This is a genomic window from Paenibacillus sp. WC2504, assembly GCF_052682475.1.
Window position 1 is genome coordinate 95429 of record NZ_JBQZFH010000001.1, and the last position, 23339, is coordinate 118767.

A 23339-nucleotide genomic window follows, 5' to 3' on the forward strand; every position below is an offset into this window, starting at 1 on the left:
ATTTTTTGGCGTCGGGGGGGCGGTATTTATTTATTTCGCGCTATTGCGTTTTTGATAAGCCGCATTCATTTCTTCCGTGATTTTGACCATATCCGGATCTGTCTTCAACTTAGCAACATAGCTGTCCCATGCGCTGAGCGATTCTTTCCCCATAATAACCTTCGTCTTCATGTCTTGAATTTTCTTTCTTAGCTCCGTACCGACCTTTTGGTTCGTATCGGAATTTAGACCTAACGAAGGGTCACCCGTACTGATTTTCACTTTTTCATCAATGATTTTTCTGTTGCGTTCCAAGTAATCATTCGGCATACCTGTACGGTAAGCACGCAGGTACTTGTCATATTTCAAGAAAATTTGACCTAGCGCTTGTTGGGCTACAATATCTTTCTTTGCTTGCTCTGTCGGTGTCTTGATGCCGTCTTTCTCTGTGTAGTGGACATCTTTCAGACCAAAGCTTGCCAGATCATAACCTTCTTGCGTAGCGCCGTAATCCATGAATTTCAACAATTGTTTCACTTTCGCTTCTGGCACAGATTTCGGAATTGCATACATACCGAAGAATCCGCTATCTTTATTCGAATAGCCATTTAATGATACTAGTGGAATAAAGTCTGCTTTCGGGTTCGTTTTACGCAGTTCTTCCGTTGGTTCCCATGCAGCTTCAGCTGTATCCTGGAAACCGCCGCCACGGTTTGCTTTCAGTAAATCTTTGGCCTGTGTGTTTTTGAGCACGGCGATGTCCTCAGGAATTAACTTCTCCTGGTAGGCACGATTCATCCAAGTAAGCGCGTCCTTCATCTCAGGCAGCACGTTTACGTTGACCAATTTACCGTCTACAAGCTTCCAATCGCCATTGACTTTTGTGAAGCTGTTCTGTAATTGACCCATGTAAGACATACCATTTTGGTCGACGAAGCCAACATAGCCAATGGTGTCATTTTTCCCGTTGCCATCTGGATCTTTCTCAACAAATGCTTTCAGTACTGTATATAGCTCATCTGTCGTTTTCGGAATTTCTAAATGTAACGTATCAAGCCAATCCTTACGCAGGTAAGGGAATCCACCGCCATCCGTAGGACGGGCACGCGGGATACCGTATGTTTTACCGTCAGCTTGCTTGGTATTCTCCCATGATTCCTTCGGATATTCCATCAAATTCGGATAGTCCTTCAGCATCGGTGTAAGTTCCCAAAATGCGCCTTGAGCGACCATGCCGCGTACTTGAGCACTGAATGGATCATCCAGCAAGATCAGATCAGGGATATCGCCTGAAGCTAGTGTTACGTTGATTTTATCGCCATAGTTGTTTGGTGAAACCCAAGTGATTTTGAGCTTAGTGTTCGTTTTCTTTTCGATTTCTTTGACGATGACATTGTCCGGCCCTGGAGGCTCCGGCGTGTAATACATTGTCATGATGCTAATCTCTGTCGGCTTGCCGGACGCTGCTTGTCCCGCGCTGGCAGCCGGTGCGCTCTCTTTGCTTCCACATGCGGCTAGCACGGAGGAAACGAGAAGGGTCGATGCTACTACACTTATTGCTTTTTTGTTCATAACCATTATTGTACAACCTCCCCAAATGTTCATCAATTATCTATTCTTTAACCGAACCTACCATTGCACCTTTGGCAAAATGTTTTTGCAGGAACGGGTACACCAATAAAATCGGGATGGTCGCAATAACAACTGCCGCCATCTTGAGCGTTTCCGGAGGAATCCGCTGCTCGGACATCATTTCAGCTGCGGCGCCGCCACCTGCTGCCGTTGATGCGTCAATCAACATATTTTGAAGCAAAACTTGAAGCGGCTGCTTCGTGAAATCATTGATATAGAGTAGAGCTGTGAAGAAGGTGTTCCAGTAAGCTACGGCGTAAAACAGCCCGAAAGCAGCAAGTGAAGGCAGCGACAGCGGCAAAATAATGCGATACCAGACGCTGATATCATTACAGCCATCGATACGCGCCGATTCCTCCAGACTAGCCGGAATGCTGTCGAAGAAACCTTTCATCAGCAGCACATACCAGCCGCTTGTTAGGACCGGCAGGATGAGCGACCACGTGCTGTTAATCATGTGCAAATCTCTCACCAACAAATAAGGGGGAATAATCCCCGGATTAAACAGGGTCGTGAGCAGAATGAGCAGCATGATGAACTTGCGGCCCTGAAGCCTTTTACGAGAAATCGCATAAGAAAGACAGGATGTTACCAGCAAGCTAAGCACTGTCCCAACTACTGCTAGGAACACGCTGTTTCCTATAGCATGTAGAAAGGCATCGGTCGACATCAGGTATTTGTAAGAGGCCAGGCTCCATTTAGCAGGAAGCAATTTGAACTCACTGGAAATGTAGCTGGACGGATCACTGAACGAAACAACAAACACGTAATAGAGCGGAAAGAATGTAATAATTCCTAGTATCCCTAACAGGATGGCGTTTACCACGTTAAAGACGCGATCGCCTTTGGAAGCAATATTGGTAGATACATGTTCAGCTGACATCAAGGATTCCTCCTTCCCTTTCTAGTAAACACCGTCTTCGCCAAATTTCTTGGCCAACTTATTGGCTCCAATGACGAGCAGCAAGCCGACAACTGATTTGAACAATCCGACTGCGGTACTGTAACTGAATTGACCTTGTTTCACACCAAGCCTGTACACATACGTATCGAATACGTCCGCTACCTCGGATACAGCCCCGTTCATCATCAAGAAGACCTGCTCGAAGCCGACATCCATGATATGACCAATTCGCAGAATAAGAAGAATGATAATGACTGAGCGAATACCTGGCAGGGTAATGTGCCACATTTGACGGAACCGGCCTGCTCCGTCCATCTTGCCCGCTTCATATAATTGAGGATCAATGCTCGCCATCGACGCAAGGAAGATAATCGTGCCCCATCCGGCATCTTTCCAGATGGACTGCGCCGTCAGCATGCCCCAGAAATAGTTTTTATTCGTTAAGAAGTCGATTTTACCGAAGCCCAGGGCAACCAGCATTTGATTGATAGCCCCATCTCCTGTCGAGAACAGCAGGAAGGTGATCCCTACGATAATGACCCACGATAAAAAGTGAGGTAAATAGACAATCGATTGAATGATTTTCTTATAAACCATATGGCGCACTTCATTCAGCATTAGGGATAATAGAATCGGCAGCGGAAAGAAGAGCACTAAGGATAAGACGTTGATTGCCAGCGTATTTCGGAAGAGTGTGAAGAAATCCGGATTGGAGAAGAACCTTTGAAAGTGCTCCAGTCCCACCCACGGGCTCCCCGACATGCCTTGATAAGGTGAATAGTTTTGAAAGGATATGACGATTCCCCACATAGGCACATATTTGAAAATAAGGAAGTAGAGCAGCCCCGGAAGCGCCAACACATATAAAAATTTGTCCCGAGCGATGCCTGACCAGACTTGTTTCAATCGACTCGCGCCCACTTGTATTCCTCCATTCTCGTTGTAATGATATCAGCAGGCTTCTACTTGCCTAGCGACAAGATTCAATGTACAGGCTGCTCCCGTTTCCTACAATCATCCATTTTTGTGCCCTTGATATCGCAGGAAATCTAGGGTTTTCTAGGCAATTTCCACCCGTTGCCTTATTTTGCAAACAACCAATCATAGCCTTGCCCTAGTCGATGTTCTATAATAAAACAGTAGTTAGATCAGGTTTGAAAGGAGCTATCCGTGTCTATTAACAGAATCCCAAGCTCTTATCGCATTCCATTGTTTTGCGCAGTCACTTTGTTGTTCTGGATGTCCATGTATACGAGCGTTCCCATCATGGCCCCTTATGTGGAATTCCTTGGCGGGAATCACCAACTGGCGGGATGGATCGTTGGCATGTATGGGATTTCCCAAATGCTGCTGCGCATACCCGTAGGCATCATGTCGGACCGCTTTCATAAACGAAAACTTTTCATTACGTTTGGGCTGTTTTTTACGGCCATAGGCGGACTAGGCCTTTGGATTACCCACGATTTCACGTGGATTCTAATTCTCCGAGCGCTTGCGGGGGCGGCCGCGGCAACGTGGGTCGACTTCACGGTCTTATTTACAAGCTACTATAAGCATGAAGAGTCGACGAAAGCGATCGGAACGATTTCTTTTTTCAACTCCTTAGGGCAAGTCCTCGGCATTCTCTCCGCAGGATGGGCGGCTGATTCGCTCGGCTGGGAGGCTGCCTTTATTCTAGGAGCGCTGCTAGGTGTGCTCGGGTTCATCGGTTCTTTCTTTTTGATTGAAAAAATAGAGCCTGATGCGCCTAAAATCACGATGCGTGCCATCGGAAATGTGGCTGCGGACCGTACGCTTCTCTTCGTGTCTTTACTGGCTATTTTGTCGCAGGTGCTCATCTTCGCCACGGTTTTCGGGTTTACTCCCGTTTATGCCACTGCGCTTGGTGCCGATAAATTCTCTTTATCGCTGCTCTCTTTATTTGCTAATGTACCGGTTGCCCTAGCTTCCTTATTTGGTGGGCGGAAATGGGCAGCAAAATACGGCGAGAAGCGAATGGTTGTTTGGGGCTTCGTCCTCATGGGGATTTTTACATTTACCATACCTTTTACGCATCATTTATGGGTGCTTATGATTACCCAAGCTTTCGCCGGCTTTGGTCGGGGGCTTTCTTTCACCCTGTTGATGGGAATGAGCATTAAACATATGCCTGCGGAGAAGCGGGCGACGGCAATGGGATTTTTCCAAGCTATCTATGGGCTAGGCATGTTCGTTGGCCCTGTGCTCATGGGTGTTATCGGCGATTGGTTCTCCTTGAATCAGGGCTTTATCGTCCTTGGTATCCTTGGTGTGCTCAGTGCCCTTCTATCTCAATGGTTCGTAAGAAGCACGCCTAAGATTCCAGCCGTCCAGTCAAGCGGATCTACCGCTTCTCTTTAACCGATAATAAGCGAATCTACTCGATTCGCTCTTTTTTTTTTGAGTGAAGTGCAGGGTTATCCTGGTCGCCTTCGTCTATTCATGCGGAGAGGAGGAGAAGCACATTCAGGAACAAGAGCTTGTAACACGCATATTGAATGGTGATGAGGCGGCGTTCCGAGAGCTTGTTGCGACTTATCGTCAATACTTGTTCCAGACGATCTACGCCATTGTACGCCATACGAAAGATGCCGAGGATTTATCGCAGGACGTCTGGTCCCGAATTTATTTCTCCCTCCCTCAGTACCAGATGAAAGGACTCAAAACGTGGATGACCCGCATAGCGGTGAATCGGGCAATTGATTTTAAACGGTCGGCTAGCAGGCGAAGGGAAGAAATGACGTCAGAGATGGAAATTCCGATGCAAGCGGTACAAACCGCAGGAACCTCATCTTTCTCTTCAAATGGTGTGGAACATGAAGTATTGATAAAGGAGACGACAGAGCTGGTCCGTCAGAAGCTCCACCAAATCCCCGCCAATTACCATGAAGTACTAACGGCCTATTATATTCAACATCAGTCTTATCAAGATATAGCGAATGCCCACGGGGTAACGGTAAAAACGATCGAGTCGAAGCTGTATAGGGCCAAGCAGTGGCTCCGTAATAACTGGAAGGAGGAGGATTTCATGTGAAACACTACGATGAACATACCTGGGGTCTATATATCAATGAGCTGCTGTCACCCAATGAAATCAGCGAAATGGAGCATCATTTGTACCGATGTGATGAATGTTTAGATCGGTTTATGATTTGTATGGAGCAAATGACCATGATACTGCCCGTATTGGAAACGGATGAACGAACATTCGCAGATGCCGTGCTTACACGAACGTTGGGAACCAAACGCTCCTGGTACCACTCTACGATATTGCATTACGGGATTGCCGCGGCAGCTACACTCATTTTAGTGGCTACGGGCTTTTTCCACGGATTATCACAGGAATTGGGGCCTCGAGGCGCGCTGCAGCCCGCTCCTCCTCCAGAAATGAAAATAGAGCAACCCATATCGGACCAATTGCTAAATAAAACGTTAACCTGGCTGGATACACTGCAAAATAAATAAGCCACAAGGAGGTCTATACACTTAATGCCTAATAAAAGCAGCATCGTCGCATTCCTGTTGTCCTTCATCCCCGGAGCGGGTCATCTCTATATGAATCGAGTCTTACGTGCCATTTTATACGGAATAGGGTTCTTTGGTCCTCTGTTTCTCATCTTTGTTGGTGTAGCTTTCTTTCACGCACATGATGATAATATTTTCATTCTGCTTTTCCTATTCGCAGCTCTGGTTGCTGTCATCAATATGGTTGATATGATCGTCTACCTGCTGCGCTACCAGCCCTATCCCGGTCCGCAATACGGACCGCAAGGGTCACCCTATGGAGCTGAACCTCCTTATGACCATATGCCAGCCTGGGAACCTAATCCTTACGCCGTTCACGCTGCCGCGCAGCAAGAAAGAACGAGAGTTATGCTGCTTTCCTTTATCCCTGGTCTGGGACATTTCCAGCTGGGTCTTATGCAGCGCGGTTTAACTGCTATGGTTTCGTTCTTCGGGGTTGCTGTTCTCGTCTTTTTCATCACCATGATGACCAATAACGATAGCTTCGTTGCTTTTCTGCTAGCTATGCCCGTATTGTGGTTTTACACCATGTTCGATGCACTGAAGCAGCAAGAGCGTAAGCAAGCAGGTCTGCCGCTTATCGATCGCAGCCTTTTTGATGACTTTCACTTCGGCGATGATTCTGGTCGCAAGAACCGAACCTTGGCAACGATTATCGCTATTTTCCCAGGTGCGGCTCACTTGTATCTCTCCATGAATAAACGGGGCATTCAATTGATGGCAATCTTCTTGTTCTCCATTTATGTGCTGGATGTGCTGCGCTTGTCCCTTTTCTTCTTTTTGATTCCGATACTGTGGTTCTTCAGCTTCTTCGATGGCTTACAGAGTATCTCCAAGTATGAGAATGGTACATTGGTAGATAAACCTATCATTGAAAACTGGTCAGCGTATCACCGCTCCATCGGATTCGTTCTCATCCTTCTTGGAGGCTATTATGTATTCAAAGAAGTCATTGTCCAGTTCCTGTACCAGGTATTCCCCAAAGCGAACTATATGTATTGGCTGAACAACTTCGGTCAAACGTTAATTGTGGCTGTGATTCTGATCGGTGGCGGCATCAAATTACTGCTTTATCGAAAAACGCAGCCTGTTCATTCTAAAGAGCAGCATACGGAATCAGATCCGTCATCGCAGATGTATTTAGAAATAGACGAAAAAAAGAACCCTTTTTAAGGGTTCTTTTTTTGTCGGTGTTTTTTGATTTCTTTTAAACTTGTTACACGTAAACCTTTAGGAAAATCTGCTTATAAAACACGGTAAGTGTCTTTGGCACATCCCCTCCAGCCTGATTATAACAGGTATGAAAGTCCTCTATGCAACGGTTTTTGTTTCGCGGAATGCTCCAACGGAACCACACCTCTCTGCTCACCGACAAATATAGTATGTCCGGTTTATCGAACTTTAATCATGCTTATTTAAAAAGTTTAATGACCGTGGCCGGCGCCTTCACCATGACCATTATTTCTTGAATGGTTACGGTTTTTCACCTTTTTCGACCCTGAGAGGGGCTCTTGTTGCTTTTGTCGCTGACTATTGCCACTCGACTGGTTCTGGGATGTATCCGTGACTCCATAGGCATCTGATTTCATAGAGATCATTCCCTCCTAGTTAATCTGCAATTTATTCTTGATGATTCAACGCATCTTGATGTCTGCGATCATTCACTTGCTGCTGCTGTTGCTGCCTATTGTGGCTGTTTACAGCATTCGTTCGGAAGTCTTTGTCTACATTTTGCAAATTTTTATCCCGCGCTTTTTGCTTCGTCATGAGAGAACTCCCCTCCCCATTTTAATGGTGTGTGACTCTATGGAGTGCTTGTGCGCATTCATGAATGTGACGAACATAGTCATCCACCAGATTTTGCACAACATCTCCCGTTTCATCGATGTGCATGGTCCCTTGTTGGACATCCATTAGCTCCACTTTAACCTCTCTAGCATCCACGTAGTTGACTTTAAAATCGAAATTGTAGCCCGTATGTCCACCCGCCTCAATATGAACCCTAACGGTCTGAGGATCGGCTTCATCGGCCCATACACGCGCCTGATCTGTAGGCTGCAAGGTAGTAGGCAGGACATTACTCCACTCTTGTACCAATTCCGTTTGATCAATGGTCAGCTTATCATAGCTCATAGGTAACACCTCCACATGTTTAAAATGCGGAAGCTGACCGGCTTTTATCCATGTAAAAAAACAACAACTCCCCTAAGTTGTTGCCCAAGGGGAGTTGAGTGAATCCACTGCCTATTTCACTGTCAGTTGCATAAGAATCGCCAGCATTTTAGCTGCTTCTTGGCGTGTTGCCGTATCCTGCGGCGCGAAGAGATTGCCGGACTTACCGGAAATGATTCCAGCTTGCTGCAGAGATTTCGCTGCCTCTACCGCATAAGAAGGAATAGCCGATTGATCTGCAAATTCCGTCGCCTGCGTCGCTTTAGGCAGCGTATAACCCATGAACGAAGCGAAGCGAGTAATCATGGCTGCCATCTGGCCGCGAGTAATGTTTGCCTGAGGATCAAATTCACCTGCATGTACGCCGCTTGTAATTCCTTTCTCAGCCGCCCATTGTACAGCTTTGGCATAGTAACTGTTGGCTTTGACATCCGCGAAGCCAGTGCCTGTATAAGAGCTTAGATCAGCATTAGCCATGCGAGCCAGAATCAACGTGAAGTCGGCTCTGGTGATATCCGCTTCCGGGGCGAACGCATCATCATTGACACCATTCAGGATGTCTCTTGCTGACAGGTACGTAATGTAATCTTTAGCAAAGCTCGAAGCTGTATCCTTGAAGTTTGCTTTCTGATAACCAACAGCATACTTCGAGAAATGCTTAATTTTAAAGCTTAATGTTCCTGTGACAGAATCGAAGTGGCTATTCATCACCTTGGTAATCTCACCGTTATCTGCGATGTAATAAGCTACAATAGCGTTAATATCCTCATTTGCAGCCGGTTGATAAGGAATCGCGACTTGAACCGATCCTCCATTGAAGCTGGAAACTGTTTTGCCACCTGCAGTAACTGTAAAATCAAAGATCGGACGATCTTTAACAGCCTCTTTGATCGCTTCTTTGGCTGTAGCATCCATGTTCTGCGTAATGTCATTCACAACTGCTTTACGTATGGAGATCGAGACCTCACCCGTTGACGCGGCAGAGGAAATGGTGGAGACCGCTTGCTTATCAAAAGTTACTTGTCCAATGCCTGCAGCAATCTTCATTTCCGTCGTTTCGCTATTCGCAATCTTACTCATTGCTTCTGCAGGCAGCTTGACGTCCACTTGGTTCGATGCGGTATCTGCACTTGCTTTGATCTCAAGAACCGTCGATTTACTTGTGGATTCTGTCATATCTTTTAAGGCTTGCGTGACTTGAGCAATCGAAACATTAGCAACGGAATTTCCTTTGCTGTCTTTTTCTACAGAAGGAGTAATGATTGCTTTATCAACGTTAGTACTAGGTGTAGTTGGTACTGTAGATGGAGACGTTGATCCAGACGACGCTGGCGTACCTCCATTACCTTTATCATCCGTACTCGTGGAATATACGTCTACGTTAGCTTCCGCTGTTCCATACCCATCTGGGCTAACAGCAGTAATCACTGCGCTGCCGTATGCTACGAATGATACAACACCTTCTGCATTAACCGTTGCAACGGAAGGATTCGATGATTTCCATTGTACCGTACCCGACGTGACACCATTTCCTTGGGAATCGGATACCGTTGCAGTCAGTTTTGTTGGCGCCGCACCTACCGGTACAGATAAAACCGTCTTATCCAAAGTGACTTTTTGAACATTCAGTTGATATACCGCTACGGTTCCACCAACTTCATTAGCCACTAGCAGGAGCGGGTTGCCATTTGGACTAACAGAAGCAGGGATAAACTCAATGCCTTCAGGACCGGTGTCCGTGTTCAAGTTATCTTTAGGAGTAAATACACGCGAGTTCGTATAGTTAACAAATTTCGCATTGGCAGGATCCGTAACATCATAAGTCATAATGCCACCAATACGCTCTAATCCTACAAAAGCCAGAACCTTGCTGCCGACTTTGCTAACTTTAATATCTTCAGGTTCAGGACCTTTTTTCGAGCTGCGATCGTCCATTGCCGTTTTACTATTGCTTGCATTGAAATTGTTAGGTAAACGCTGTGCCGTCACTTTCTCAAAATCATTGCCGCTGTCATAAACTTGAGACATTGTGTTCGCTTGCCAGATAGAGAAGGAACGTCCGCCATAGAGATAAATGCTGTCATGGCCCATATCACCCGCAACTTCAACACCGTCATAAGCGGTTTTCCCCGCCAAGAAGATTGCTGCCGCTGAGCCAGGAACCAAACTACCCTTCATAGCGCCAATCGTGCTTCCATTGGTTCTGACGCCCGGCCATTCTGTAACATCCCCTTCATTGGCTGTGAAGAGATACGGAACTCCGTCGATCGTATGCGTAGAGATACCATCTGGCATATACATGCCGTAAAATGGCACATTCTCAAACTTAATCGCATTGTCTTTGACGAGATCTAATGAGTTGTTTGGAAGACTCAAATCCTTGAAGCCCAACCCTTTTACGGACAAAAGGGTTTTGGAAGCAATGTCCACTGTTCCGATTGCATTGTTTTCTTGGAACGACACATAAGCTTTGGTGTTATCTTCAGAAATTGCGATGTATTCCGGCTCCAAATCAAACACGGCATCCGCTTTCTGACCTTCTCCCGTAACAGCACCGGTTGTTGGATCGGATGCACCGCGAATATGCACCTTATCATCAATAACGGAGACATTGTTGAACCTAACATGAGAAACTGTATCATTGGTTGTATCAACAATGGTAATGCTTCCTTCCGGATCTACTCCGCTTGTGCGCGGCTCACCTTCATTGGCGGTCAGGATATATCGGCCATCGGAGGTCGTTTTGATCATATCGGGCTGCACACCGGATTCATAAGATTTCAGAACATTGCCATCGTAGTCCATGACAAGGATTTTGCCCGGCTTCTTAGAATCCAGCTCTTGAACAGATAAGGAAATGCGTTTGGTCTTCGTATTGACATCCACACTTGTCAGGTCTCCATATAAGAAACCATCCTTTTCAACCAGATCTTTCATCGTGACTGTTTTCTCCTTGACTAAACCTTGCACAAGGTCTAGACGCACGATTTCCAAACTTGGTGGATTTCCCGAACCATTTACCAAATAAAACTTATTATTATCTTTGTTATACTTAACAATTTCAGCTACACCGCCGTCTTTATTCGTAACGCCTACAGCAAATTGTCCAATTTTGGAGATGCTTAAAGCGTCATTAACAGCTTGTGGAGCCAAGACCGTTAAGGATAGGTTCTGACCATACTGTGCAAGCAAACTGTCTGTTACTTTCACGTAAACGTTAGTAGTGACGGATGTTCCTTGTGCAGGCGCACCATATACTTCACCTGTGGTCGAATTAATCGATAACCCGTTTGGAAGGCCCGTGGCTGAGAACGTATACGGTGGTTTGCCCCCATAAACGCTCATCATTACGGAGTAGGCCATTTGTTCATATGCATTAGGCAAACTTGTGTTCGTATACCCTAATGGAAGGAACCATTCCCCATAGGCCCCGAATTTCGGACCTTTCAAAGCTCTATCTTGATCCGTTGTTGCGGAACCAGTGATATCAAACTGTGCGAAGTCTGCTTTGTTATTATCTGTATCTGCTAATGCTTTGCGACGAATCGACTTCTGCTTCGATGTACCTTCCGCGGATCCCTTCGGATAGTCAAACTCATAGCCATCTATGTCCGTTTGAATATCCGTATTGTCGCCATCATTGCTTCCCGTGCCCACCATATCTACATAACCAGCAGGCTTAGGATTATTGGCAAAAGGATTTTTATTCGTAACATCCAGCTTTGTCTGATTGCTCATAAGCGCAACCTTCAAGCCTTTATTATTGATCCAGCGTCCCGTCCATAACTGGTCATATGTAGCCGACAAATTAAATTTAGGAGACCCTGCCCCTGTAGCTTGTCCAAGAATAAGGAAGGATGATTTTGCCTTAATCGTCCCTACTAAATCCAGCTTCTGCCAATCACCTGTAGGTCCTGTCTTTGCCGATGATCCGCGATCCGCGTATTGCAAGGACCACCCATTGAGGACGACATCACGATCTGTAGGATTGTATAACTCAATAAAACCATGGGATGAGGCCGTATTGCTAGAATCCGTCGTTAATCCCCCACCATAAACTTGGTTAATAAACACGTGCGGCACATTTACATCATAAGTACCGTTCGCTTGATACGGAGTCCCCGGGATCACAATGGCATCTGCAGCTGCAATTGAAACGATGGAGCCAAACGAAGATACACTTACAACCGCCGATAACAGAACGGGCATTAATCTCTTCCTGACAGTCTTCAACTGTTGCTCACTCTCCTTAGCATGGAATATCTTGTCTATTATAAAAAAAGAGGATAATGCTAAATACACACTTTGTGTTAATTTATTTTTAATTATTTGTAAATCGCTACATAAAAAAGAAATAACAAAAAAAGCCACACGATTCATGAAGAATCGCATGACTTTTTGGGTTGGGGTATTACCATGGTTACGGAGAGGGTGGGATTCGAACCCACGGAGGCTTGCACCTCGGCGGTTTTCAAGACCGCTGCCTTAAACCACTCGACCACCTCTCCACGATAGCTGTCCCCTCTAGAGGAGACAACCTTGTGCAGTGACAAAAAGCATTGTATCACATAATCCCGCTAAGAAGCAAGTGCTATTTTTTCGTGATTACTTTTACGTTGTTCATGTACGGAACAAGAACCTCAGGAACGATAATTGAACCGTCCGCCTGTTGGTAATTTTCAAGGATTGCCGCCACCGTACGTCCAAGAGCTAGTCCTGAACCATTCAACGTATGTACGAATTCCGGTTTCGCCTTAGAGTCTCTACGGAAGCGAATGTTCGCTCTGCGCGCCTGGAAGTCTTCGAAGTTACTGCAGGAAGAGATCTCGCGGTACGCGCCGCTGTTTGGAAGCCAGACTTCCAAGTCATATGTCTTCGCTGATGTGAAGCCGATATCACCTGTGCATAGGGATAACACACGATACGGCAGCTTCAACAGCTGTAGAACGCGCTCAGCGTGCCCTGTGAGCTTCTCCAGCTCATCATAGGAGTCTTCGGGCTTAACTAGCTTAACAAGCTCAATTTTGTTGAATTGGTGCTGTCTGATCAAGCCGCGTGTGTCTCTTCCAGCCGAACCGGCCTCCGAGCGGAAGCAAGCGCTGAACGCAACGAAATTAACAGGCAGCTGCTCGGTTGTCAAAATATCTTCCCGATGATAGTTCGTAACCGGTACCTCTGCCGTTGGAATTAGGAAATACTCCGAATTCTCAACCTTGAAGACATCTTCCTCAAACTTAGGAAGTTGACCTGTACCTGTTAAGCTATCGCGGTTAACGATATATGGCGGCAGCATTTCTTCATAACCATGCTCATCGCTGTGCAGGTCCATCATGAAGTTGATCAATGCACGTTCTAGTCTTGCGCCAAGCCCTTTATAGAACACAAAACGGGAACCTGTTACCTTCGCCGCCGCTTCGAAATCCAGAATGCCCAGCTCTTGCGCCACTTCCCAGTGCGGTTTCACTTCAAAGTCGAACTGTGGAATCTCGCCAACGCGGCGCATCTCCACATTCTCCTCTTCAGAGCGGCCCACAGGTACGCTAGGATGAGGCATATTCGGGATGGAGAGGAGAACTTGCTGTAAGGACTCATCCAATACGCGAATCTCGTCATCCAGCTCTTTAATGCGGTCTCCGACTACCTTCATTTCCTGAATCAGTTCGTCGGCGTTCTCGCCGGATCTTTTACGCCCAGCCACCTCTTGAGAAACGGTGTTACGGCGATTTTTGAGCTGCTCTGTTTCTTGCAAGAGCTCTCTACGCTTTAAATCTAATGCTGTAAAACCGTTCAGCTCTTCAATCTGCTTCCCACGGTTTTGCATGGCTGCTTGCACGGCAGCCAAATCGTTTCGAAGTAACTTTACATCAAACAAGGAGATTCCTCCGTTAGCGCAAAATGGTTGTATATGGAAGCAAGCACCCTTACCGAAGTATCCGGTGATATCAAGGTGCTTGTACCATCAATTATGCTTGACTTTGTTTTACCATATCTAAGAAATAGCTGTGCAGACGGAAATCGTCTGTCAGCTCAGGGTGGAACGATGCCGCAAGGAGATGTCCTTGCTGCGCCGCAACGATCTGGCCGTCATACGTAGCCAGAACTTCCACACCCGGACCCACTTTCTCAATCAGTGGAGCACGGATGAAAACAGCGCGAACATTCTCGTCGATGCCTTTGATCGGCAGATCCGTCTCAAAGCTCTCGCGCTGACGCCCGAACGCGTTGCGAGCCACCGTAATATCCATCAGCTCAAGGTGAGCTTCCGGCTGCCCGGTGATCTCTTTCGCGATAACAATCAACCCTGCGCAGGTACCGAAGATCGGCTTCCCTGCCGCAGAAAATTCCCTCAGCGCATCGATGAAACCATATGTGCGCATAAGCTTACCAATTGTCGTACTTTCTCCACCTGGCAGAATGATGCCATCAAGCTCAGCTAGCTGCTCTGTACGTTTAACTACAACGCCCTCGGCGCCTGCTTTCTCGATGCCACGAATATGCTCTGCTACCGCGCCCTGAAGCGCGAGAACCCCAATTTTCGTCATTACCAGCCGCGCTCCTGCATACGTTCGGAAGCCTGCAGCTTGGAGATTTCGATTCCCTTCATAGGGCTGCCTAGGTTTTTGGAGATTTCTGCAATCAATTTAAAGTCTGTATAGTGTGTTACAGCTTCTACAATGGCTTTTGCGAATTTCTCTGGATTATCCGATTTGAAGATACCGGAACCTACGAATACCCCATCGGAACCCAAATGCATCATTAGAGCAGCATCCGCCGGAGTCGCTACACCGCCTGCAGCGAAGTTAACAACTGGCAATTTGCCTGTTTCATGTACTTGCAGCATCAATTCATAAGGAGCTCCAAGTGTTTTCGCTTCAAACATCAACTCATCCTTGGACATGCCTTGAACTTTGCGAATTTGACCTTGAATCATACGCATGTGACGAACAGCTTCAACAATGTTGCCTGTTCCTGGCTCACCTTTGGTACGAAGCATGGAAGCTCCTTCTCCAATACGGCGCAATGCTTCGCCTAAATCACGGCAACCACACACGAAAGGAACCGTGAAATCACGTTTGTTGATGTGATACACTTCATCCGCAGGTGTCAAAACTTCACTCTCATCGATATAGTCAACGCCCAGAGATTCCAGGACTTTTGCTTCTACAAAGTGCCCAATTCTTGCTTTCGCCATAACCGGAATGGATACGACTTTCATAACGTCCTCAACGATAGTTGGATCAGCCATGCGGGATACTCCGCCAGCTGCACGAATGTCAGCAGGTACGCGCTCTAGCGCCATAACAGCGGAGGCACCAGCTGCTTCTGCGATCCTTGCTTGCTCAGCGTTCATAACGTCCATAATGACGCCGCCTTTTTGCATTTCGGCCATACCTGTTTTAACGCGGGATGTTCCTGTTTCCATTCTTTATTTCCTCCTATACCTTAGTACGAATTTATACAGTTTCCTACACGATTCGATAGTAAACTTCTAAACAATTATTTTACATGAAGGAGGGGCATTATACAACCCATTATCTGGTCTAGGAACCACCCTTGATCCCTTTAAACATATCGCCAAAGAAGTTTTTGATGGAGCGGAACAACAGCCGGATCCAACTTCCTTTTTCGACATCCTCATTGGCAATTAGATCTGCCGTTTTCTCTTGTCCATTGTAGCTAACTTTCACTTTACCGAGCGTATCGCCTTTGGCAATTGGAGCTACCAATTTGCTTTCTTCAAGCGGTTCCGCCGTGATTTTAAAATCAGTATCTTTCGCGCCTTTTTTCGTAACGAAAGTTAGACCTGTTTTCGTTACTAGAGGCACTTGCGTTTGAACGCCTTTCTTAATGTTTACGATTTTCAAAGAATCTATTTCTTGTTTCGCATTTAGGAAAGGTTTAATCTCGAAATTATTAAAACCATAATCAAGCAGCTTCCTAGTTTCATTAAAACGTTCAGGTTCTGTCTTCGTTCCCATTACAACCGTGATAAGACGCATGCCGTTTCTTTCGGCAGTTCCCGTAAAGCAGTAACCAGCGTCATCTGTGGAACCTGTTTTTAAACCATCCAGGCCTGTATAAGCATATTTTTTAAAATTAGCGTTGGTCGAATTGCCTTCCAGCATCCAGTTCCAATTGATCATAGGCGTTTTATCGGTTGGTCTCAGCTTTAACGAAGGAATTTTCGTAAATTCGAGAACTTCCTTGTGATCCTTGAGGATGTTGTAGGCAAGAATAGCAGCGTCCCGCGCTGTCATTTTCGTTTCGCCTTCAATCGATTGCGGCGGATTCTTCAAATCGGCACGAGAAAGTCCTGTAGCGCTGATAAAATGAGCCTGGTCGGACATACCTAATTGCTTAGCCTTCTCATTCATCATTTTTGCGAAATTTTCCTCTGATCCCCCACCTAGAAGCTCAGCGAAAGCTACAGAGGCATCATTTGCGGAATAAATGGACATCGCACTGAACATATCTTTGAAAGATAATGTTTCATTTTCTGCAATCAGCTGGCCGGAACCAATCACATCAGCAGCATTTTTCGAAGCTGTGACTTGGGACTCCCACGTGAATTTACCTTCCTTGATGCTCTCCATCGCCAAGTACTCTGTCATCATCTTCGCCATACTAGCCGGTGGAAGCGCCTCATCGGCATTCATTTCATAGAGAACAGCGCCTGTGCTTGCTTCCATGATAATTGCAGATTTGGCATTGACCTTCAACTCGCCCCCCGTAGGTGCTGTGGTCGTCGTAGGAGCTGTCGTGGCGGCTGGTGTTTTGGTATCTGCGGCAAACGCCGGTTGTATATGTAAAAGTACGGATTGAGCGATTAAACTAACACCTAACACCAAAGCAATTTTTTTCCTTGTAAAACTAAAAAATCTCACAACTTCACTCTCCCTAGTAATTTTTATAACTTTTTATATTGTAACACACCCTATTAGACAAAAAAAAGAAGACACAGGTTCAAATCCTGCGCCTCCAATTATAGCCAAATTGTTACAATTATAAGGAGTAGTTAGGAGCTTCTTTTGTAATTTGGATATCATGAGGGTGGCTTTCCTTCAATCCAGCCCCTGTAATCCGTATAAACTGAGTATCATGAATCAATTCTAGAATGTTACGTGCACCGCAATAACCCATGCCTGAACGGAGACCGCCAACAAGTTGATATACCGTATCAGCTAATGGCCCTTTATACGCTACGCGTCCCTCAATGCCTTCAGGAACAAGTTTGCTCTCGTTCTCTTGGAAGTAACGATCTTTACTGCCTTCCTTCATAGCGCCTAAAGAACCCATCCCGCGGTAAACTTTGAACTTACGACCTTGGAAAATTTCCGATTCTCCCGGGCTTTCATCCGTCCCAGCAAAAAGACTACCAATCATCACGGCACTCGCTCCAGCCGCAATCGCTTTGACCACATCACCGGAGTATTTAATACCGCCATCGGCGATAACAGGAACACCAAATTCTGCAGCCGCTTGCGCGCAATCATAGATAGCTGTAATTTGCGGAACACCGATTCCTGCAATGACGCGTGTCGTACAGATCGATCCTGGCCCAATCCCAACCTTCACCATGGATGCTCCAGCTTTGATAAGATCACGTGTACCGTCACCAGTCGCTACATTTCCTGCAATAATAGGAAGATCTGGATATTGAGCTCTGATCTTCTTCACAGTTTCAGCAATGTTAATGTGATGGCCATGCGCAGAGTCTACTACAATCACGTCAATGCCTGCTTTGACAAGCGCAGCGGCTCTCTCCATAACATCTTTCGAGACGCCTACGGCTGCCCCTACAAGTAAACGACCTTGTGCATCCTTCGCGGAGTTAGGGAATTGAATCGCCTTCTCGATATCTTTAATCGTGATTAATCCCTTCAGACCAAAATTATCGTCGACCAAAGGAAGCTTTTCAATTTTATGTTTTTGAAGAATGCCTTCCGCTTGTTGCAGCGTAGTTCCCACTGGAGCTGTAACAAGGCTCTCTTTCGTCATTACTTCTTTAATTTTAATCGAATAGTCATGAACAAAACGCAAATCGCGATTCGTCAAAATCCCTACAAGTTTGTTCGTCTCATCTACGATCGGCACACCTGATATCCGGTATTTCGCCATCAGCTCTTCTGCGTCATAAACATGGTGTTCTGGCGTTAAGGAGAATGGGTTTGTTATAACCCCGCTCTCTGAGCGCTTAACACGGTCTACATGCTCAGCTTGCAGCTCGATAGGCATATTCTTATGGATGATTCCAATACCGCCTTCTCTGGCCATTGCAATTGCTAGGGCAGATTCCGTAACAGTATCCATAGCGGAGCTGATGAACGGAATATTCAATTTCACATGAGGAGCAAGAACCGTTGAAACGTCGATCTCCTTACCGAACACTTCAGACTTCCTTGGCACCAACAGCACATCATCAAACGTTAAACCTTCCTTACCAAACTTGTCTTCCCTCACAACACATATTCCTCCTTAGATCTGTTCTCTTCAAAAACCTCGACATAAGCATCCTGCTCACCGTATATGATTGCAATCTTAACAAAAGCCCATTTTTCGTGTCAAGGAAAAGGAACCCTCTAGAGATCGACAACCATCCGAATAAGAACATTCGGTTAACGATAGGAATATGTGCTGTTTGAATTCCATAACAAGAATTGTTCCACACCCTGTTCTCTAGCCGCTTTAATTTGCTCTTTCACATCTACATTCCCGTATTTCTTATGAGGTTTCACCCACGTTGCGGTAAAATCTTGGTACCATGGCCTGATTTCCGCCGTTGGTGCACTTACTCGCATCAGGTTTGAATTTTTCCCATTCGCATCGCTAATGGCTTTGTGAATCACCGCGTAGGGTTGCAGATCGGGATACTTAATACCGTACATCCCATTCGAATAATGGGAAGGGTACAGCATTGGCGAGATATAGTGAACCTGCTTGCTAATCATTGACCAGTCCTGCCCTATGCCCATGTCATTGTCGGAGGAGGTCGTTAAACCAAATACGTCAGCGGATAAATAGACCTCGTTCCCAAGTCGCTCCTTAGCCTTACTGAGAAAAGACTCAATGACCTGTGCTTTTGTCCATTTCCTTGGGTTATCGAATTTGACCTCCGCGTCAACCCGTTTGCTGTTTTCGGGAAATCGCACATAGTCGAACTGCACTTCGTCAAACCCTAGCTGGGCTGCTTCCTTGGCAATTTGAAGATTATACTCCCACACTTCTTCCTTGTAAGGATCCACCCACGCTATTCCTTTATTATCCTGCCAAACGCCGCCTTGATAAGTCTTCATCGCATAATTGCTTTTCTTCTTACTCAAATAGGGGTCTTTAAAAACAACAACACGCGCTATCGTATAGATATGCTTGTCCTTTAACCTCTTCAGCGTTCCTTTCAGATCGCGAATGATAACATGGCTATTGGCTCCTATCTCATTCACCATAGGCACGGCCGAGGTATATGTAACTTGCCCGGAATCGTTCTTCACATCAATCACCATTGCATTTAAATCGGTTTGATCCACCAAATCAATCAGTTGCTCCAATTTATTACCTACGGCAGACCAGGCCGATACATATATCCCTTTGACGATCTGCTTAGCAGGCATCTGGTTCTGAGCGGATACCTTTACTGGAGGAGCTGCTTGTTTGGTTGCTGCTTCTAATTTAGGTGCAGGGACTGCTTCAGCCGAATGATTTATGGATCGAAGCGGAGCCAGTTCCTCTTTCACGGCGTCCATCTTCACCGAACAACCCTGTAAAACCAAAAGACAAACTAATAAAATCGCCACCCATTTCCTTACAAAACATGCTTTCATACTAATCCCTCCTTATAGGGCTAGTATGGTTTTTTACGCTATTTTGTACTGATGTAAAAAAAAGAGTCTTCTTGGAATTTCTTCCAAAAAGACTCTTTCATTGTGCTTGGCAACGTTCTACTCTCCCAGAACCCTGCGGTTCAAGTACCATCGACGCTGGAGGGCTTAACGGTCGTGTTCGAGATGGGAACGCGTGGGTCCCCTCCGCCATCATCACCAAACAGTCAAAGCGTGTTTGCGCCTTGAAAACTAGATACGAAACTTGCGTAAAGGTTTGATTCTTAGGTTTATTGGTTAAGCCCTCGACCGATTAGTATTCGTCAGCTGCATACGTTGCCGCACTTCCACCTCGAACCTATCAACCTCGTCGTCTACAAGGGGTCTTACATACTGGGAAATCTCATCTTGAGGGGGGCTTCGCGCTTAGATGCTTTCAGCGCTTATCCCCTCCGTACATAGCTACCCAGCGGTGCCTCTGGCGAGACAACTGGTACACCAGCGGTACGTCCATCCCGGTCCTCTCGTACTAAGGACAGCTCCTCTCAAATTTCCTACGCCCGCGACAGATAGGGACCGAACTGTCTCACGACGTTCTGAACCCAGCTCGCGTACCGCTTTAATGGGCGAACAGCCCAACCCTTGGGACCTACTTCAGCCCCAGGATGCGATGAGCCGACATCGAGGTGCCAAACCTCCCCGTCGATGTGGACTCTTGGGGGAGATAAGCCTGTTATCCCCAGGGTAGCTTTTATCCGTTGAGCGATGGCCCTTCCATTCGGTACCACCGGATCACTAAGTCCGACTTTCGTCCCTGCTCGACTTGTAGGTCTCGCAGTCAAGCTCCCTTATGCCTTTGCACTCTGCGAATGATTTCCAACCATTCTGAGGGAACCTTTAAACGCCTCCGTTACATTTTAGGAGGCGACCGCCCCAGTCAAACTGCCCACCTGACACTGTCCCCATACCGGATCACGGTACCAGGTTAGAACTCCGATACGATCAGGGTGGTATCCCAACGGCGCCTCCACCCAAGCTGGCGCTCAGGCTTCAAAGGCTCCCACCTATCCTGTACAGATCGTACCAAAGTCCAATATCAAGCTGCAGTAAAGCTCCATGGGGTCTTTCCGTCTTGTCGCGGGTAACCTGCATCTTCACAGGTATTAAAATTTCACCGGATCTCTCGTTGAGACAGCGCCCAAGTCGTTACGCCATTCGTGCGGGTCAGAATTTACCTGACAAGGAATTTCGCTACCTTAGGACCGTTATAGTTACGGCCGCCGTTTACTGGGGCTTCAATTCATAGCTTCGGGTTGCCCCTAACCACTCCTCTTAACCTTCCAGCACCGGGCAGGCGTCAGCCCGTATACTTCGCCTTGCGGCTTCGCACAGACCTGTGTTTTTGCTAAACAGTCGCTTGGGCCTTTTCACTGCGGCCCCCTCGGGCTATTCACCCTACCGAGGCACCCCTTCTCCCGAAGTTACGGGGTCATTTTGCCGAGTTCCTTAACGAGAGTTCTTCCGCGCGCCTTAGAATTCTCTTCTCACCCACCTGTGTCGGTTTGCGGTACGGGCACCTTCGCCTGGCTAGAAGCTTTTCTTGGCAGTGTGAAATCATGACCTTCGGTACTTTAAATTTCCCTCCCCATCACAGCCCAGCCTTACGGTTAGCGGATTTGCCTACTAACCAGCCTCACTGCTTGGACGAGCATCCATCAGCTCGCGTCACTATCCTTCTGCGTCACTCCATCACTCATAACGGCTACGGTGGTACAGGAATTTCCACCTGTTGTCCATCGACTACGCCTTTCGGCCTCGCCTTAGGTCCCGACTTACCCTGAGCGGACGAGCCTTCCTCAGGAACCCTTAGGTTTTCGGCGGATCAGATTCTCACTGATCTTTTCGTTACTTATACCGGCATTCTCACTTGTATGCGCTCCACCTGTCCTTACGGTCAGAATTCAACGTACATACAACGCTCCCCTACCCATGCACATACGTGCAAGCCATAGCTTCGGTGGCGTGTTTAGCCCCGTTACATTTTCGGCGCAGAGTCACTCGACCAGTGAGCTATTACGCACTCTTTCAATGGTGGCTGCTTCTAAGCCAACATCCTGGTTGTCTGTGCAACTCCACATCCTTTCCCACTTAACACACACTTGGGGACCTTAGCTGATGGTCTGGGCTGTTTCCCTTTTGACAATGGATCTTAGCACTCACTGTCTGACTCCCGGATTTAAGTTTGTGGCATTCAGAGTTTGACTGGACTTGGTAACCCTTGGCGGGCCCCGCACCCAATCAGTGCTTTACCTCCACAACTCACAACATCCGAGGCTAGCCCTAAAGCTATTTCGGGGAGAACCAGCTATCTCCGAGTTCGATTGGAATTTCTCCGCTACCCCCACCTCATCCCCGAATTTTTCAACATTCGTGGGTTCGGGCCTCCAGTGAGTGTTACCTCACCTTCACCCTGGACAGGGGTAGATCACACGGTTTCGGGTCTACGTCCACGTACTAAAGCGCCCTATTCAGACTCGCTTTCGCTGCGGCTCCGTCTTTTCGACTTAACCTCGCACGGGAACGTAACTCGCCGGTTCATTCTACAAAAGGCACGCCATCACCCATATAGAGGGCTCTGACTTTTTGTAAGCACACGGTTTCAGGTTCTTTTTCACTCCGCTTCCGCGGTGCTTTTCACCTTTCCCTCACGGTACTGCTTCACTATCGGTCACTAGGGAGTATTTAGCCTTGGCAGATGGTCCTGCCGGATTCCGACGGGGTTTCACGTGACCCGCCGTACTCAGGATACCTCTAGGCATACGTTCATTTTGGGCTACAGGGCTTTTACCTTCTATGCCGGACCTTTCCAGATCACTTCGCCTAACGAACTTTTGCCACAACGAGGTCCTACAACCCCAAGGAGCAAGCTCCTTGGTTTGGGCTATTCCGCTTTCGCTCGCCGCTACTGACGGAATCACTTTTGTTTTCTTTTCCTCCAGGTACTTAGATGTTTCAGTTCCCTGGGTCTGCCTCCAATGTAGCTATGTATTCACTACATGGTAACTGCGCATTACCACAGCTGGGTTCCCCCATTCGGACATCCCCGGATCAAAGCCTGCTTACGGCTCCCCGAGGCATTTCGTCGTTCGCCACGTCCTTCTTCGGCTCCTAGTGCCTAGGCATCCTCCGTGTGCTCTTTCTAGCTTAACCTAGAAATTACATTTAAAGATTGTCGTGCAACCCGAAGGTTACACTACCTAAGTTCTTACTTTACGTTTTGTTTCGTTATCTAG

17 protein-coding genes, 1 tRNA gene and 2 rRNA genes are annotated in these 23339 nt (G+C 46.8%); 4 read left to right on the top strand and 16 right to left on the bottom strand.

Features of this window, described 5'->3' with window-relative positions; genetic code table 11:
* Positions 1-30: 30 nt before the first annotated feature.
* Genes ACUN27_RS00435 through ACUN27_RS00445 form a run of 3 tightly spaced genes read right to left on the bottom strand, consistent with a single transcriptional unit; the run spans position 31 to position 3436 of the window.
* Positions 31-1557, bottom strand: a complete 1527-nt coding sequence (locus ACUN27_RS00435) for an extracellular solute-binding protein (RefSeq protein WP_315955520.1) — start codon at positions 1555-1557, stop codon at positions 31-33.
* Positions 1558-1591: 34 nt separating this feature from the next.
* The gene (locus ACUN27_RS00440) at positions 1592-2494 is read right to left on the bottom strand and encodes a carbohydrate ABC transporter permease (protein WP_315955519.1); all 903 of its coding nucleotides are present in this window, start codon (positions 2492-2494) and stop codon (positions 1592-1594) included.
* A gap of 21 nt (positions 2495-2515) precedes the next feature.
* A complete protein-coding gene (locus ACUN27_RS00445; protein ID WP_281282262.1) occupies positions 2516-3436 on the bottom strand; it encodes an ABC transporter permease in 921 nt (306 codons plus the stop codon).
* A 249-nt stretch (positions 3437-3685) separates the two neighbouring features.
* Here ACUN27_RS00445 and ACUN27_RS00450 point away from each other — a divergent pair, with 249 nt between their 5' ends.
* From ACUN27_RS00450 to ACUN27_RS00465, 4 genes are read left to right on the top strand one after another with little or no spacing between them, the layout of a single operon-like run.
* Positions 3686-4894: an MFS transporter gene (locus ACUN27_RS00450; protein ID WP_445558239.1), complete on the top strand. Its 1209-nt coding sequence runs from the start codon at positions 3686-3688 to the stop codon at positions 4892-4894.
* Positions 4895-4937: 43 nt separating this feature from the next.
* Positions 4938-5567, top strand: coding sequence for an RNA polymerase sigma factor (locus tag ACUN27_RS00455; RefSeq protein WP_315955517.1), 630 nt, complete (start codon positions 4938-4940; stop codon positions 5565-5567).
* Entirely contained in the window at positions 5564-5998 is a 435-nt protein-coding gene (locus ACUN27_RS00460; protein ID WP_445558240.1) for a hypothetical protein, read from the top strand. Before ACUN27_RS00455 ends, ACUN27_RS00460 begins: the two co-directional genes overlap by 4 nt.
* Positions 5999-6022: 24 nt before the next feature.
* Positions 6023-7231: a hypothetical protein gene (locus ACUN27_RS00465; RefSeq protein WP_315955515.1), complete on the top strand. Its 1209-nt coding sequence runs from the start codon at positions 6023-6025 to the stop codon at positions 7229-7231.
* Positions 7232-7482: 251 nt separating this feature from the next.
* Here ACUN27_RS00465 and ACUN27_RS00470 read toward each other — a convergent pair whose 3' ends face one another.
* From ACUN27_RS00470 to ACUN27_RS00530, 13 genes are all read right to left on the bottom strand, one after another.
* Positions 7483-7647 (bottom strand): small acid-soluble spore protein P, encoded by a 165-nt coding sequence (locus tag ACUN27_RS00470; RefSeq protein WP_379174283.1) that lies wholly within the window; start codon positions 7645-7647, stop codon positions 7483-7485.
* Positions 7648-7678: 31 nt separating this feature from the next.
* Positions 7679-7825, bottom strand: a complete 147-nt coding sequence (locus tag ACUN27_RS00475; protein ID WP_315955514.1) for a hypothetical protein — start codon at positions 7823-7825, stop codon at positions 7679-7681.
* 21 nt (positions 7826-7846) lie between these two features.
* Positions 7847-8191, bottom strand: a complete 345-nt coding sequence (locus ACUN27_RS00480) for a hypothetical protein (RefSeq protein ID WP_127453470.1) — start codon at positions 8189-8191, stop codon at positions 7847-7849.
* A 111-nt stretch (positions 8192-8302) separates the two neighbouring features.
* Positions 8303-12463 (bottom strand): choice-of-anchor I family protein, encoded by a 4161-nt coding sequence (locus ACUN27_RS00485; protein ID WP_315955513.1) that lies wholly within the window; start codon positions 12461-12463, stop codon positions 8303-8305.
* Between the two features lie 190 nt (positions 12464-12653).
* Positions 12654-12738: transfer RNA gene (locus ACUN27_RS00490), tRNA-Ser, on the bottom strand.
* Between the two features lie 83 nt (positions 12739-12821).
* Positions 12822-14102, bottom strand: a complete 1281-nt coding sequence (serS, locus tag ACUN27_RS00495) for a serine--tRNA ligase (protein ID WP_157318584.1) — start codon at positions 14100-14102, stop codon at positions 12822-12824.
* 91 nt (positions 14103-14193) lie between these two features.
* Entirely contained in the window at positions 14194-14772 is a 579-nt protein-coding gene (pdxT, locus tag ACUN27_RS00500) for a pyridoxal 5'-phosphate synthase glutaminase subunit PdxT (RefSeq protein ID WP_127453476.1), read from the bottom strand.
* On the bottom strand, positions 14772-15653 hold the full coding sequence (gene pdxS, locus ACUN27_RS00505; protein ID WP_315955512.1) for a pyridoxal 5'-phosphate synthase lyase subunit PdxS: 882 nt from the start codon (positions 15651-15653) through the stop codon (positions 14772-14774). The genes pdxT and pdxS overlap by 1 nt, the downstream gene beginning before the upstream one ends.
* 118 nt (positions 15654-15771) lie before the next feature.
* Positions 15772-17115, bottom strand: coding sequence for a D-alanyl-D-alanine carboxypeptidase family protein (locus ACUN27_RS00510; RefSeq protein ID WP_315955511.1), 1344 nt, complete (start codon positions 17113-17115; stop codon positions 15772-15774).
* Between the two features lie 118 nt (positions 17116-17233).
* Entirely contained in the window at positions 17234-18691 is a 1458-nt protein-coding gene (gene guaB, locus ACUN27_RS00515; RefSeq protein ID WP_326061753.1) for an IMP dehydrogenase, read from the bottom strand.
* 155 nt (positions 18692-18846) lie between these two features.
* Positions 18847-20049, bottom strand: a complete 1203-nt coding sequence (locus ACUN27_RS00520) for a putative glycoside hydrolase (RefSeq protein ID WP_315955509.1) — start codon at positions 20047-20049, stop codon at positions 18847-18849.
* Positions 20050-20153: 104 nt separating this feature from the next.
* Positions 20154-20270, bottom strand: a 5S ribosomal RNA gene (gene rrf / locus ACUN27_RS00525).
* Positions 20271-20339: 69 nt separating this feature from the next.
* Positions 20340-23256, bottom strand: a 23S ribosomal RNA gene (locus ACUN27_RS00530).
* Positions 23257-23339 lie beyond the last annotated feature (83 nt).